The sequence below is a fragment of the Neptuniibacter caesariensis genome, from assembly GCF_000153345.1.
Taxonomy (GTDB): Bacteria; Pseudomonadota; Gammaproteobacteria; order Pseudomonadales; family Balneatricaceae; genus Neptuniibacter; species Neptuniibacter caesariensis.
In genome coordinates, this window is the sequence record NZ_CH724126.1 from 836,538 (window position 1) to 852,094 (window position 15,557).

A 15,557-nucleotide genomic window follows, 5' to 3' on the forward strand; every position below is an offset into this window, starting at 1 on the left:
TCTCTATGCTTTTCATCAGGTGACATCGTCCAGAAGGTCATTAAGTGGCTCCTGCCCTTTGTTGATTGACGCGATTTCGGCTTTGCTCAGGTTATCCCATATAAGTCTGGGGTCAAAGCTGAGTGCAGCGAGCATGGTGAAAACTACAACACTGGCAAAAGCGATGGCGGCTATGCCTGGCGTTATGCTGATAAGGCCGCCCAGTTGAACAAGAGCAACCAAAACTGCAACGACAAAAACATCGATCATAGACCAACGGCCGATCAGTTCTGTCAGACGGTACATCCATATGCGTTCTTCGACCCGGTGTTGGTGGCCAGCCTGAACACTGAAGGCTAGCCAGAGGATCATTAGCATTTTACCAATTGGCACCAGAATACTGGCAATGAATACTATGCTGGCAATAGGGTAGGAACCATGCTGCCAGAGAACAACGACACCACCAAGTATGGTGCTGGGTTCATCGTTACCCAGTAAACGAGTATGCATTATTGGGTAGAGGTTTGCGGGTACGTAGAGGATGACCGAAGTAATCAGGTACGCCCAGGTTTTTTGCAAACTATTGGGCGTGCGTGGGTGAAGATCAGAACCACATCGTTCGCACTGATGTTGTTCAATTGGGGCAAGAAGTTCACAGTGATGGCAGCTCTGTAAACCTTGTAGTAGTGCGCTACCTTTTTCGGCCTGTGGGGATTTTCGCTGCAGCCCTGTAGCGATATCAATGCTGTTCCACAACTGGTGTTTATCGATCGAAGTGATCGTTGCGATGAGACAGATAGCGAAGAGTACGTAAGCCCAAAAAGACATCCCGATAATGATATCGGCCATACCTGCGATTTTAACCAGACTGACCAATACCCCTATCAGGAAAACTTCGGCCATTCCCCAGGGGTGTAGCGTAAAAATCACCCTGGCTATAGGGTACATCATGGGAAAATACCGATTGGTTTTCAGCGGTAATAGCACAGACAGGTATGCGCATAGTAGTAGCGCAGGTACTAGCAGGATAAATAGGGTTAATACCAGAGCAAGCACCGGAAAGCCTAATTGGAGCAGGTCATAACCGCTTTCTAGTAACGAAACTTGCTGGGTACGGCCTTGGGATTCAAATGCCAGAAAGGGAAAGGGGAGTGCCAGAAAAAGAAAGATGAGTGAGCTAATTGCGAAAGCGGAGGCTTTATTTACGCCATTGTCATCTCTGTGAGCCAATAAGTGCCCGCAACGGGAGCAATGCGCTCGTTGTCCATGCTTGATATCGTCCAGATTTTGGATCTGGTCACAGCAGTGGCAGGCTATTGTATCTGGCAGCATTCAGCTTCCCTGGCTTTTCGCACTATTCTATCGCAGAGCGTTTTAATTGGTAATTGGGATTTAGTTCGCAAATTTTTGAGTTAAGGCAACAGATTGTTTTGGTAGTTCTGCTCTTCAGCGCTAATCTTAAATCATCCGGGTTAATCTTTCCTGAAGGGGTCTTATGGGACAAGAGATCAGCTCACACAGTTTTGATCAGTCAGCTTATACCGCGTTTAAAAAACGTTTGCGGGAGAATCTGGACGGTCTGCGAGATGTACTGGACAGGCCAGACTTTGGCAAAGGCGATACATCAATAGGCGCAGAGCTAGAACTTTATCTGGTTGATAAGCAGGCCCGTCCCCTGGCATTAAATAGGGAAATTATTGAACGGAGCGGGCACCCTCAGCTCGCGCTGGAACTTAATCGATTTAATCTCGAATACAACCTGAAACCGGTGAAGGCTGCTGGTAAGCCTTTTAGTCAGTTAGAAGGCGAGATGCTAGATGCTATCGCGCTGATCAATAAGCATATTGAAGCAGAGCAGGGTGTCGCGCTACCTGTAGGAATTTTACCGACCTTAAAACGCAGTGACTTCGGTCTTCAGGCGATGACAGATGAATCGCGCTTTTTTGCATTAACTCAGGCACTTCAACGTCTTCGCGGGCGGATGTTTTGTATTAATATTGATGGTGATCCGCCTATATCCTTACGTTCAAAGGATGTAACGCTGGAAGGTGCAAATAGCTCTATGCAGATCCATTACCGGGTCGAGCCGGATCAATTTGCATCAATGTTTAATGCTTTGCAGTTAGTCACACCCGTTATTTTGGCATTGTCAGCGAATTCGCCATTCATGTTGGGGCATAAACTGTGGCACGAAACTCGGATCCCTCTTTTCAGGCAAACCATCGATGGACGTTCGCATGAAGAGTGTTCCAGAGGCGTACCTTCACGGGTTGATTTCGGGAGTGGCTGGGTCAGGGAAGGGGCCTATGAGTTGTTCGCGGAGATGGTACATCTGCATGAGCCAATTATACCGGTAGTGGATTCAGAAAATGTTCAGAGCATTATTAAGCAAGGGGGCATTCCATCACTTGAAGAGTTAAGGATGCACTCTGGAACGGTCTGGCCCTGGAACCGAGCCGTATATGACCAAAATAACGGAGGGCATTTGCGGATTGAGATGCGTTCTCTGCCTTCAGGTCCGACTCCGTCAGATATGGCTGCAAATGCAGCCTTCGTGCTGGGGGCTGCAAGAGGATTGCAGGCACTTATGGACGAGATCATTCCTTCTATGCCCTTTAGTGTTCTGGTCAATAACTTTTACCAGGCAGCGGAGAAAGGTATGCAGGCCGAGTTAATGTGGATTACTCCGGATGCTGGCGGTCTGAAAAAGGTGCCTGTTATGGAGATAGCCAGGCAGTTATGGCCTCATGTGCAAAAGGGCTTGGATCAGCTTTGTGTCGATAAAGATGAACAAACCCATTACCTGAGTATTATGGATGAACGCTTAAAAACAGGTATCAATGGTGCAGTGTGGCAACGCCGGGAGTTTATGCGGTTAGCACGTAAAATGAACAGTGCTAAGGCTTTAACAGGCATGGTACAAAATTACATGCAATATTCGGCAGCTAATACACCAGTTGCTCAGTGGAACAATCGCAATGATAGGGGCTAAGTGTTGAAACAACTGATCAATCCATCACCTGAACAGTACTGCGATACCCCGGAAGCTTTCCTTAAAAGTCTGGCTGAACCCACCATGATATATATTGATGGCGAGCGCTCTGACAGAACCCGAGCGGTAGTTACCTTGCTGCACGGCAATGAGCCTTCTGGAATACAGGCATTGCATAGGTGGTTGTTGACAGAAAAGAAGCCTGGTTTCAATCTGCTCTGTTTCATACCGTCAATTCCCGCAGCTTTGTTAGAGCCACTGTTTAGAAATCGGGTCTACCCCGGGCAACGAGATATGAACCGTTGCTTTTTCCCGCCTTATACCGATATACCGGGTCGTGTGGCAGAAGAGATTGTCGAACTATTAGATCATTACCAGCCTGAGTGTATTCTGGATATTCATAACACCTCCGGTAGCAGTCCTGATTTTGGAGTGGTGACCTATGAAAGTGAAGCGCACGAAGCACTTGTTTCACTATTCTGCGATCGACTTGTTATTACCGATCTGCGAATGGGCGCTTTAATGGAACGTAGCACCCGCCGTTGTCCGGTAGTGACTATTGAGTGCGGAGGTGCGCAAGATAGCGGCTCTTCTGATGTAGCTTGGAAGGGATTGCAAAAATATCTGTATTCGGATGATGTTTTTGTGTTGCAACCGGGTCATCATCTCGATCTTTACCGTCATCCCGTTAGGTTGGAGTTTAAACAGAATACTACCATCGCCTTTGCGGAAAGTTACGTGCTTGGAACAGATATCACTGTGCCGACAGGGTTGGATCGTTTTAATTTTGGTGCTGTGGCGGCAGGTACCTTAATCGGTTGGTTAGGCAGTGAACAGGCCCGTGAACAGATAAAGGTTCTGAATGCAGAAGGCGAAGACGTGTTTGCTGAGTTTTTTGGTATCAAAGGCAATCAACTCTATACAGTTCAAGAGCTTAAGCTCTTTATGATTACAACCCGACCGGATATCGCATTGGGGGATTGCTTGTTGTATGCAGCAAAAGAGCAAGAACATGAGGTCTTGGATACCTGATTAGGGTAAGGGGCCTTTCATCCCGTCTTATATGTCTGTATAAATTAGTCTTAAGTCTTAATATGTTGCGCTGCAGCTTTCCTGGAATATATACAGAGTCGCAAAACCATTCGTCGTTATGAGTTCTATCATTAGTTCTTCCCATCGCTTGCTTAACCTCCTGACTATCAGGCCGTTTGCATTTTCGGCGATGATCTTCTCGATAGTGCTAATTATTTCAGCTCTGTTTATTAGCCATGAATTTGAGCGTATCCGGGAAAACATAAAACATCAGGCGTTTGTAAACTTACTGACTTTGGGCGCTCGCCTTGAAGGTGAGATTAATGCCCACTTGGTCGTGTTACGCGGTCTTAAAGCGGAAGTCGCGATTAACTCGGATATCACCCAGGCGGAGTTTGCCCGGCTGGTAGATGAATACCTGCAAACTCAGCTCAGTATTAAGCACATTGCCTTAGCGCCGGATCTTATTATTACGAATCTCCATCCTTCGAAAGGGAATGAAAAGGCCCTGGGCCTGAATTACCGAAAAATTCCTGCACAGCTCAGTGCGATTATGGAAGCAGTCGAACTTGATGAGGTGATTCTCAGTGGCCCTGTAGATCTGGTGCAGGGTGGAAGTGCTCTTATTGCAAGGGTGCCTGTTTTTATCGGTACTGATCGAAAGATGCTTTGGGGCATAGTGTCAGCAGTTATTGATGATAAAGACCTGCTGCAAAGAGCAGGGATAGATACCTCGTTATGGGGAGTCGATATCGCAATACGTGGTAAAGATGCTAAAGGTGCTGAAGGGGAGGTGTTTTACGGAGACCCTGCAGTTTTTTCTCCTGGTAGCGTCTCTGTCGACGTCATTCTTCCTTACGGACGGTGGCAACTGGCTGCGAATGCTAGCCAGGGTTGGCAGGTGAGTACCAAAGAGGTGATCTACTATTGGTTGGTAGCGTTCTTGGTGAGTCTGGCAACAGGTATGGCTGCCTATCTTATTGCGACAAACTATCGGGAAAAGCTACAGGCGATAGAAACAGCAACCTATCGGGCTAACTATGATGTGCTTACCGGGTTGTCTAACCGTTATCACTTTAGCCAACAGCTTCAGTCGTTGATTTATGAGCATCAGCGCCATGGTCATATGTTTGCGCTGTTCTTCATCGATCTTGATTACTTCAAAGAGGTCAATGATAACTGGGGGCACCCAGCCGGGGATGAGTTACTTCGCCTTTTTGCTCACAGGATGGTTTCCATTGTTCGTAGTGATGATCTGATCGCCCGTTTAGCCGGTGACGAGTTTGTTATTGTACTCAAAGATCTGGAATCGGCGACTCAAGCCGAGCTCCTCGCTGAAAAATTGCAGTTAGAGCTTGGGGAGCCTTATCTGATAAATGGTCAGTACCTATCGGTGACGCATAGCTTAGGTATCGCTATGTATCCTGCTGATGGTGGCAGCATGGAGCTATTATTGCAGAATGCTGATCGAGCGATGTATGAAGCCAAACGGGCTGGGAAAAACAGAATTTTCTTCTTCAATGATCATCTTAGTCAGGAAGTTAAACGGCATGTCCAGGTGCATAATGAAATTCTGGATGGGTTGCGTAAAGGACAATTCGAACTCTACCTGCAGCCGATCATGGCGCTTTCTTCTGGTCGAGTAAGCAAATGTGAGGCGTTAGTACGTTGGGTTCATCCTGAGCGAGGCTTGATCTCTCCTGTGGAGTTTATTCCCGTTGCTGAGCAGACTGGCGCGATTAAACCCTTAGGCGAGTGGATCTTGGATGAAGCCTGCCATCTATCAAATCAACTACGTGAATCAGGGCATTCAATCCAGGTTTCTATCAACCGATCGGTAGCAGAATTTTATCCGAAAGATGCCGATCAGCGTTGGTTGCAAATTATTGATAGTCACAATGTTCCCCATGACATGATTGTTTTTGAAATTACAGAATCGCTCCTAATGGATGGTGGGGACAGCCAGTTAGACAAGATCAACATGTTAAGGGGGAAAGGTATAGCTTTCTCTATTGATGATTTTGGCACAGGGTATTCGGCGATTAACTACCTTCGTCACTATCCGGTGGACTACCTTAAAATTGACCGTAGCTTTATTACGGATCTGCTTGAAGATGAGCAAGATCGTACTCTGGTTGAAGTAATCATCAAAATGGGACAAACCCTGGGTATTCGTGTTGTTGCTGAAGGCGTTGAGGACCAGGCTCAGATGGATATGTTGAAAGAGTTTGGTTGTGACTATATTCAGGGCTTCTATCTGGGTAAACCACTCCCTTATGATGAATTTATCGCTTTTCTTAGCGGTGATAGTTAATGGCTATTGATTTATTGATTTTATTTAATTTTCGTAATTTATTCTGTTTGTCTATAGTTATTCCATCAGCGTCGAGGACGCCAACGAATTGGGATAACCAGAGGACTAAATCATGTTGCAGAATTCAGAAGGCAAGAACATTCCACAGGTAACTTTCCATACTCGCCAGGGTAATGATTGGGTGGATGTGACAAGTGAGCAGCTGTTTAAAGGTAAAACTGTCATTGTTTTTGCCCTGCCTGGCGCATTTACCCCGACATGTTCGAGTACGCACCTGCCACGTTACAACGAATTAGCGCCAGTATTTGCCGCTAACGGTGTGGACGAGATTATTTGTCTATCTGTTAATGATACTTTTGTGATGAATGCCTGGGCTGAAGATCAGAAAGCGGAAAACGTCACTTTCCTGCCTGATGGTAATGGCGAGTTCAGTGAAGCGATGGGTATGCTGGTGGATAAGGATGAGCTGGGCTTCGGGAAGCGTAGCTGGCGTTACTCTATGCTGGTTAAGGATGGTGTCATCGATAAAATGTATATCGAACCAGATCTGCCAGGCGACCCGTTCCAGGTTTCTGATGCGGATACCATGCTAGATTACATCAATCCGCAAGCAGAACAGCCAAAGCGTGTCACTATTATCAGTAAGCCTGGCTGCCCGCACTGTACACGTGCCAAGAATGTGCTGACAGAGAACGGCTACAAATATGAAGAGATTGAACTGGGCACGAATGGTGTTAGCTTCAGTTCATTACAGGCGGTTACTGGCCGTGGTACTACCCCTCAGATTTTTGTAGACGGTGAGCTAGTCGGTAGTGCGGATGAGCTGGAGGCATGGGTAGCGAAATAACTCGTTGCCATGAATAAAAAAACGCACCTCAGGGTGCGTTTTTTTATCAGTGTCGTGCTTAATCTTTCAGGCGTAGCCCGCCGGGTTCGATGCTGATTTTTCCTTGCTTAAGCAGTGCGCCGACAGCCATTTTGAATGCTTTTTTACTGACGCCGAACAGCTTATAGATAATATCCGGCGAGGATTTGTCATTGACAGTGATGTAACCATCCTGTTCCTTGAGCATCTCCAGAATCTGCCCAGCAGTATCGACTACTTTGCTATAACCTGGTTTTTGCATGGCAAGCGTGATCTTGCCATCCTCTCTGACCTCTTTAATGTAGCCTTTCATTTTCTGGCCAGGATAGATCGTTTTAAGCAGGTCGCTTTTGAAAATCATTCCCCAGTGTTCATGGTTCACAATCGCTTTCTGACCCAGATCGGTTCGGTTCGCAATAACCAGTTGTACCTCTTCACCCACCTTGTAGCGAGGTTTGCTTTTATCGAGAAATTTATCGATCTTTGTAGAAGCAACAATACGGTTAGTGTTTTTATCCAGATACAAGCGAACCAGGTAGCGTTTGCCTACTTCTACAGGACGATTTTTCTGTTCGCTGTATGGAAGTAGCACCTCTTTCGCCAGCCCCCAATCCAGAAATGCACCTACGTCATTGACTGCAGAGACTTTGAGCATCGCAAACTCGCCGACAATGGTTGAAGGCTTCTCGGTCGTTGCAATCAGATAGTCATCGGTATCCAGATAGATAAAAACGCGAATTCTATCACCCGTGCTTAAGTCTTCAGGGCAGTACTTTCTCGGTAGAAGAATCTCACCAAGATCCCCGGCATCTAGGTATACGCCAAAATCTTTCTCTTTGATAACTTCAAGGGTGGAGTAATTGCCGATCTCGGGCATAGGGTAAACCTTCAACTTGGGGTGCAGTAAATAGATGGGTTACTGTCTATTATCTTAGGAGTAGCAGCAAGTTGAAAGCCCTAAATTAAAAAGCCCTGCCTATTGGGCAGGGCTTAGATCTTGCTGTGCGGTATATAGGAGTAGGTGATAACGGATTTACCTACTCCTTAGTGCTTTATTTTCCCAGTCGACGGATCGCCTGAGGGGTAAAGTCTTTATGCTTGAAGCGCTGGGTAAAGTCGAAACCATCACCCTCTTCATTTGTCAGACTACCAACCAGATAACGGCCGGATTGAAGGTCGTACAACGCTTCAGCCGTCAACCAAGGTACGTTTGCATCCCGGTACTGGAACTGGTGTGCTTCACCTACGCGCCATAGCTCGCCACGACCATCATAGTGATCAACAACAGCGATCTGCCAAGTGTCTTCATCAATGTAGAAGGTACGTTTGGCATAAATATGGCGTTCACCCTCTTTAAGCGTAGCTTCTACTTTCCAAACACGATGCAACTCGTAACGTGTTAGCTCAGGGTTCATATGTCCTGGCTTCAGGATGTCATCATAAGTCAGACCGCGATCTGCCAGTTTGAAACTGTTATACGGGATATACAGTTCCTGCTTGCCTACCAGATTCCAGTTATAACGGTCGGGTGCGCCATTGAACAAGTCCAGGTTGTCGGTAGTACGCTGACCATCACTCGCTGTGCCTGGTGCGTCGTAAGCGATCTGCGGTGCACGACGCACTCGACGCTGACCCGCGTTATAAGTCCACGCCTGGCGAGGTTGGGTCACCTGGTTCATGGTTTCATGCACAAGCAATACGTTACCGGTCAGACGTGACGGTGCCTTAACCTGCTGAACAAAGTAGAAAAGAATGTTTTCATCTTTCTTCGGATCAGCGCCACCTTTCAGAGATGTAGGCCAGGACATCTTTTCGTTAATCTTAACTGCTGTAAAGCTACCATTAGCCTGAACAGGAACCTGCACAAATGTACGTTCCAGTGCGCCGCCACGATAGCGGGTCATGTGGTTCCAGATAACCTCCAGACCATTGTCAGGAATTGGGAATGGAACCGCGGTAGTAAAACCGCTCAAACCGTTACCTCCATCCGTAAGGTTGGCTTTAGTCGCGTTTTCTTTAGCCGCAGAATATACATCAGCAGGTAATGCAGCTGTTCGATGTGATGGGTACACGGGAATTGAATAGCTATCCGAGTACTTCTTCAGCATCGCAATCTGCCCAGGGGTCAGGTTGGCTTTGTGCTGATCCATGTTTGCTGCCGTAATAGTGAACAGCGGTTGTTCGCTTGCAAATGGATTTGTATAGCGATCTGCTGAGCTTTCTAATCCGCCAGTCCATGCCGGAATAGTACCCGCAGCATTACCGGCTTTTTCCGCACCTATAGGCGTAAGTGTATCGCCGAGCTTAGCGGCTTGCTCCGGTGTGGTTGCTGCATACAGTGTTGACGATGCAACCATAAGGGCAGTGCTCAGCAGCAATTTCTTTGTGTTAAACATATATCTTTTCTCCATTAACTGCTGATCTTAGAACGATACAGATGCGCTGAGTGAAATAAAGTCGCGGTCTTTCAGCTCGTTGTAATCACCACCAAAATAGTCGGTGTATCCTAACTGGAAAGAGTACTTGTTCAGGTAATCCGCAGTTAAGCTGAGACCAAGCGTTTTCTCTCCCTCTCGGAAGGCTGCTCCAGGTGCAGGGCCGTAACCTTCGATACCATGTTTGAAACTAATTTGCGGTGTTAGGTTTACACCAGCAAATGCGTTTGGATAGTTCAGGTTAGCACGTAGAACATAACCATAAGAATCTTGAGTTACAAAACCATCGTTATCGCCAGCGGCGTAACCAAAGGAGCCATGGCGGCCAAATTTCAGAGCGTTAGCGCTTTCGTCAAGGCTGTGAACATGGGTCCAGCCTAATTCGCCAATCAAAGTTAAACGGCTTGCTCCGAGAACCCGGTCATGAAAACTGATCAAGCTGGTTTGAAGTTGAGTAACATCAAACGTTTGATATCCGTTTACTTCACTACCTGGAGCTGTACCACCAGAGGTTGCAGTTTGTATGTAGCTATCTAACCCGGTATTACCGGTAGCACCTGCTGTCAAAATACCTGCGATCAGAGATGTTCCGTTTATCTGCATAGGGACATTTTGTTTATGGCTAATTTCCCCTGACCAAGCAACATCACCAACATTCGTATTGAAGCTTAAACCGAGCATTTTTATATCTTCTGGGTATTCAACATAATACTCAGAGGCTAGGGTGGTTAAGCCTGGTATCGCGTTGCCGACATTAAAAATACCACTAGCGATAGGTAAACGGCTGTGATATTTGGCTGCGTAAAACCCAAATTCTGTATTATTTAGTTCTTCTGAGAAGTAACGTAATGAGATACCAAACTGACCGTTATCATCGGCTTCTCTTCGACCGTTTTCATCGCGATAAACAACAGGGTCATCGGGCAATGCAGGACCATTAAAGTAGGCCTGGTCATTAAAGTTGGCCAGTGCTCCGGAATTGATACGGATGCCATTACATCCCTCTGCAACAAAATCACTTGTCGAAAAATAAGTACCACAGCCATCGATCGCAGTTGGCTCCCATTGGATCTGATAGAAACCTTCCAGGCTTAAGTTGTCAGTGACCCCTAATGATGCAAAAGCCATGTTTACAGGGAGCAAGCCCTCTTTCACTTCAGCGCCAGCTCGTCTAAATGCGTTGACATCGAATGGGTTGATGGCATTCAAACCACCTTGAATGAAGGTACTTTCACCCCAGTTCACAACCTGACGACCAATGCGGACATCAAGAGGCTTTTCTCCTATATCGAAGCCGCCGTACCAATAGGCATCTAATACTTCAAAGCCAGAAAATTTGGCAAAGTCATTAAACCCAGAGTCATTTAGCTCTGCGTCTGGCGTATATCCATTAGGTGAATGACCGTGGGCTCTAGACCCTGATTCTAATTCTGCGTCGTACCAATACTTAGCTCTGGTGAAAACCCCCATGTTTTCATAGCTCAGCTCAAGGTCATGAACACCTTTTACTATTTGGGAGAAGGTTTCGCCCTTTTTAAAGTTTTGAGTCGCATCATCATAACTACCGGCGCCTTTACTGGTACCTCCATTGACACCTGATACTAAGTCTGAAGACGCATCTTTAGCTCTCCAGCTGGCACCGACAGAGATCTGTGAATCGAAACGACCTTCAATTTCACCGATGTTGAATTCGACGGCCTGAGCCTGATTAATGCTGATTGCAGTGCCCACCAGCAGAGGCAGAAGACGGCGTGTAAACACCGGGGAATGGTTTTTGCTGCGCTGCAAAAGCCTGTTTTTTATTGCCATTTCGTTCACCTAGCGTTTGTTATTTTTTTAAAAGGCGCAAATACATTGTGTATTAATTTAGCTCAACATTATCAAAAAGCAGAAGATATAAGGGCTTAAATCAAAAAAAAGAGCTTGGAACCCTAAGCATATTCCTCTGCGAGACTAAATCTCTCAATAACAATTGAGCGCAAAGTTATTAACAAAATTGTTCGCGGGGTTGTAATTGGTGACATAATCGTTCAACAATAAAAAAGGGAAATGCGCGAAATATGAACAACTAACACATAGGTTTATCACTATGGAGCGTAAAATTACGGTACCTGCCGGGTATGTCAGGCACTTATTACAACTGGTCGAAGAGCAGGGTTTTAGTGTCGATCAATTGCTGAATTACGTAGGCATCTCTGCCTCAGAGATAGATAGCCAGACAGAGTTCCCGGCCGATAAGTTCGGGCTGTTGTACCAGCGTATCTACTATATCGCGCAAGACGAGTACTTCGGTATGCTCAGCGGTGGGAAAGTGCCTAACGGGACATTCCGCATGATGTGCCACTGTCTGATTCATTGCCCAACACTTGAGCGAGCTATCTACAGGGCCAGCGATTTTCATGAGATCTGCCGAGGCACTAAGGTAAAACCATACCTGGTTCGGAAAGGACGCTATGCAAAAGTGTCATTCACGACCACAGATGCTGCTGAAGTCTCGATGCAGGAGATCTTGAAGGATGAAATTCCGGGAAGAATCCGAACCTCGTTATCGATGTGGCATCACTTTTTATGTTGGCTGATTGGTAAGCGGCTGGAACTAAAAGCCGCCTATTTCTCTTTCTCCGAGCCTGATGATCTTGCTCAGTATAAGACGTTATTTCAGTCTGAAGTGAAGTTTGATCAACATGATAATGCGATTGTTTTTCCTGCCCGTTATCTTGATTTTCCGGTAGTGCAGACCCCGGAAACACTGCGCAGTTTCCTGAAAACAGCACCGTACCAACTTATCGTTATGGTTGACGATGACACCAGCCTTAAATCCCAGGTGGTGGCGCTGATTGGTAAGGACTTCAGCCAGGAGTTGCCGAGTGCAGAAGAGGTTGCTTACCGTCTGCATATGTCGGTATCAACTTTGCGGCGACGCCTGCTCGAAGAAGATACCTCTTATCAGAAAATTAAGGATGAGTGCCGCAAGATGGCTGCTCTCAACTATATGAACTCTCCACAGTTATCGATCAATGATGTAGCTGGATTGATGGGCTTTGATGAGCCTTCAGCGTTTTTCCGCTCGTTTAAGAAATGGACGGGTATGACGCCGGGTGAATATAGGCGTAGTGACACCTATTGCCAGCAATTGGAAAATTCATAGTTAGCTATAAAGCCCTTAAATAAAGGGCTTTTTTTTGCCTGAGTGTTTTTGTTATTGAATGAGGTTTGAATTGTTATTGAGGCTTTAAGGGGATCTGAAGATCATATTTTTAGCATTTCCCAAAATAAGAAAAGTTGAGCCTGAGTGCTTTTTTGTACGGAGCTAAGATAACAATGAGCGATTACCGGTATCCCTATCAGGATGGTGTTTTTGTCCTTAATGAATTGGTTGATCTGGAACAGATCTGTAAAAGTGCAGGGCTGGAAGAGTTTGCGGATGGTCTGGCAGAAGCTGTATTGGACGAGGCCGGTAAGCTTGGAAACGAACAGCTGGCACCTTTAAATATAGTAGGCGACCAGAAAGGAGCAGCGATTCAGAACAATCAGGTTACTGAAACTGAAGGATTCTCAGAAGCTTACCAGCAGTTCTGTGAAGGTGGATGGCCCTCGCTTGCACATAACCCAGAATTTGGTGGGCAGGGGCTGCCAAATACATTGGCAGTTGCGGTCAACGAAGTTTGGCAGTCTGCGAACCTGGCTTGGTCCCTTTGTCCTCTCCTAACTCAGGGGGCAATTGAAGCAATTGAGGCGCATGGTAGCGAGCAGCTGCAGCAGTTCTACTTACCAAAACTGATCAGTGGTGAATGGACAGGTACTATGAACCTGACAGAGCCAGATGCAGGTACGGATCTGGCAGCTCTTAAAGCCCGTGCGGTGCCAGAAGGTGATCATTACCGTATCACAGGCCAGAAGATATTTATCACCTGGGGCGATCACCAGATGACGGATAACATTGTTCACTTGGTATTGGCCCGTCTACCGGATGCGCCTCCAGGCGTTAAAGGGATTTCTCTATTCGTTGTGCCAAAGTTTCTACTCGATGAAAACGGTGAGCTAACCGATAAACGCAATGATGCTTATGCGGTTGCTTTGGAGCACAAATTAGGGATTCATGGCAGCCCGACCTGTGTGATGAGTTTTGGTGAAAATGAAGGTGCTATCGGTTATCTGGTGGGCGAAGAGAACAACGGTCTGGCGTGTATGTTCACGATGATGAATGATGCGCGCCAGGGTGTTGGCCTTCAGGGATTAGCTATTTCCGAGCGTGCTTATCAGCATGCACTGGCGTACGCAAAAGATCGTGTTCAGGGCACGCTGCGAGATGGCTCCCGCATTACGATTATTAATCACCCTGATGTTCGCCGAATGCTGATGCAGATGAAAGCCGGCTCGCAAGCGATGCGAGCGCTGACTTATGTGGCAAAAGCTGAAAGTGATTATTATCACAATGCGACCTGCGCTGAGCAGAAAGCGCAACATAAAGCACGTACTGAATTGCTAACACCTATTGTTAAGGGCTGGATTACAGAGCTTGCCCAAGAGATAACTTATCTTGGTGTTCAGATTCATGGCGGGATGGGCTTTATCGAAGAAACCGGAGCTGCCCAGCATTATCGTGATGCACGTATTCTGACGATTTATGAGGGCACTACAGGTATCCAGGCACTGGACCTGATCGGGCGAAAAACGTTGGTAGATAATGGCGCTGCGCTCACAGCCCTACTGGATGAGATTCAGGGTGATCTTAATGCAATCAGTTCGCCGGAACTTCAGGATGTGGTTGAGTCTTTTCAGGATGTACTGAATGAAGCTAAGGAAGCGAAGAACTGGGTGCTTGATGTCGCAGCCAACGATAGCTCTGCTGCGGGTGGCGCAAGCGTGAGCTTTATGATGCTGATGGGCTACCTCTGCAGCGGCTGGCTGATGTTGAAGTCTGCCAATATTGCGCAGATTAAATTGGCAGACGAAGGCACTGATATTCCCTTTATGCAAAGCAAAATTGCGTGCGCAAGATTCTTCGCGGAGCAGATGTTGCCAAGAACGTCGGGCTTGCTGAAAGCAATGCAGGCAGGTGGCGATACCATCATGCAGCTTTCTGAAGAGCAGTTTTAAGTAGCCATATTTGAGTGAGGTGAAGTAATGAGTGATATGGCGCGTGAGTCAATGGAATTTGATGTTGTCATCGTAGGTGCGGGCCCTGCGGGTTTGTCTGCGGCTTGTCGTTTGATGCAGCAGGCCAATGAGGCAGAGCACGAAATCACTGTATGTGTGGTAGAGAAAGGCTCTGAAGTGGGGGCGCATATTCTGTCGGGTGCAGTTGTTGAAAGTCGTGCACTGGATGAATTGTTCCCGGATTGGAAGGAGCTGGGTGCTCCTTTGAATACACCGGTGACAGAAGATCAGATCTTCATGTTAAAGAATGAAGAGAAAGCGATAAAAGTTCCCAATATGCTGGTGCCTAAAACTATGCACAACCATGGTAACTATATCGTGAGCCTGGGTAACTTGTGTCGCTGGTTAGCAGAACAGGCCGAGCAGTTAGGTGTAGAGATCTTTCCTGGCTTTGCTGCGGCTGAAGTGCTGTATAACGATGACGGTAGCGTCAAAGGTATCGCAACGGGTGATATGGGGGTTAGCGCAGAGGGTGAGCAAAAAGATAGTTATATGCCAGGGATGGAGCTTCATGCGAAATACACTGTCTTCTCAGAAGGCTGCCGGGGCCATTTAGGGAAAGAGTTAATTGAAAAGTTTGATCTCGATGCTAAAGCGGATGCGCAGCATTATGGGATTGGTATCAAAGAGCTTTGGGATATTGATCCGGACAAGCATCAACCGGGTTTGGTTTTGCATGGTTCGGGTTGGCCATTGGATGACGCCAGTGGAGGGTTCTTTCTCTACCACACCGAAAATAATCAGGTCGTAGTAGGTCTGATTATCGATCTGAATTACTCA

At 46.7% G+C, this 15,557-nt stretch carries 11 protein-coding genes; 7 read left to right on the plus strand and 4 right to left on the minus strand.

The annotated features are described in order from the left end of the window. Positions 1–15: 15 nt before the first annotated feature. Positions 16–1,311 carry a PqiA/YebS family transporter subunit gene (locus tag MED92_RS13610; protein ID WP_007022137.1) on the minus strand — a complete coding sequence of 432 codons (1,296 nt, stop codon included), beginning with the start codon at positions 1,309–1,311 and terminating at the stop codon, positions 16–18. A 163-nt stretch (positions 1,312–1,474) separates the two neighbouring features. On the opposite strand from MED92_RS13610, the gene MED92_RS13615 reads away from it, so the two are divergent. The 4 genes from MED92_RS13615 to MED92_RS13630 all read left to right on the plus strand — a co-directional run bounded on the left by MED92_RS13615 (position 1,475) and on the right by MED92_RS13630 (position 7,164). After that, positions 1,475–2,971: a glutamate-cysteine ligase family protein gene (locus MED92_RS13615; RefSeq protein WP_007022138.1), complete on the plus strand. Its 1,497-nt coding sequence runs from the start codon at positions 1,475–1,477 to the stop codon at positions 2,969–2,971. Further along, positions 2,972–4,003, plus strand: a complete 1,032-nt coding sequence (locus MED92_RS13620; protein WP_007022139.1) for a M14 family metallopeptidase — start codon at positions 2,972–2,974, stop codon at positions 4,001–4,003. It abuts the gene before it with no gap. A gap of 118 nt (positions 4,004–4,121) precedes the next feature. Further along, a complete protein-coding gene (locus MED92_RS18670; RefSeq protein ID WP_007022140.1) occupies positions 4,122–6,317 on the plus strand; it encodes a putative bifunctional diguanylate cyclase/phosphodiesterase in 2,196 nt (731 codons plus the stop codon). A gap of 112 nt (positions 6,318–6,429) precedes the next feature. Next, complete coding sequence (locus MED92_RS13630) at positions 6,430–7,164, plus strand: glutathione peroxidase (protein WP_007022141.1); 735 nt, start codon at positions 6,430–6,432, stop codon at positions 7,162–7,164. Positions 7,165–7,222: 58 nt separating this feature from the next. Here MED92_RS13630 and MED92_RS13635 read toward each other — a convergent pair whose 3' ends face one another. From MED92_RS13635 to MED92_RS13645, 3 genes are all read right to left on the minus strand, one after another. Next, a complete protein-coding gene (locus tag MED92_RS13635; RefSeq protein ID WP_007022142.1) occupies positions 7,223–8,059 on the minus strand; it encodes a CvfB family protein in 837 nt (278 codons plus the stop codon). 175 nt (positions 8,060–8,234) lie between these two features. Beyond that, the gene (locus MED92_RS13640) at positions 8,235–9,578 is read right to left on the minus strand and encodes a DUF1329 domain-containing protein (protein WP_007022143.1); all 1,344 of its coding nucleotides are present in this window, start codon (positions 9,576–9,578) and stop codon (positions 8,235–8,237) included. A gap of 27 nt (positions 9,579–9,605) precedes the next feature. Beyond that, positions 9,606–11,426, minus strand: coding sequence for a DUF1302 domain-containing protein (locus tag MED92_RS13645; RefSeq protein WP_007022144.1), 1,821 nt, complete (start codon positions 11,424–11,426; stop codon positions 9,606–9,608). Between the two features lie 280 nt (positions 11,427–11,706). Between MED92_RS13645 and MED92_RS13650 the strand changes: the two genes are divergently transcribed. From MED92_RS13650 to MED92_RS13660, 3 genes are all read left to right on the plus strand, one after another. Beyond that, positions 11,707–12,765, plus strand: a complete 1,059-nt coding sequence (locus tag MED92_RS13650; protein WP_007022145.1) for an AraC family transcriptional regulator — start codon at positions 11,707–11,709, stop codon at positions 12,763–12,765. Between the two features lie 173 nt (positions 12,766–12,938). After that, the gene (locus tag MED92_RS13655; RefSeq protein WP_007022146.1) at positions 12,939–14,717 is read left to right on the plus strand and encodes an acyl-CoA dehydrogenase family protein; all 1,779 of its coding nucleotides are present in this window, start codon (positions 12,939–12,941) and stop codon (positions 14,715–14,717) included. 36 nt (positions 14,718–14,753) lie between these two features. Beyond that, on the plus strand, positions 14,754–15,557 hold an 804-nt coding region (locus tag MED92_RS13660), incomplete at its 3' end, for an NAD(P)/FAD-dependent oxidoreductase (protein ID WP_202899576.1).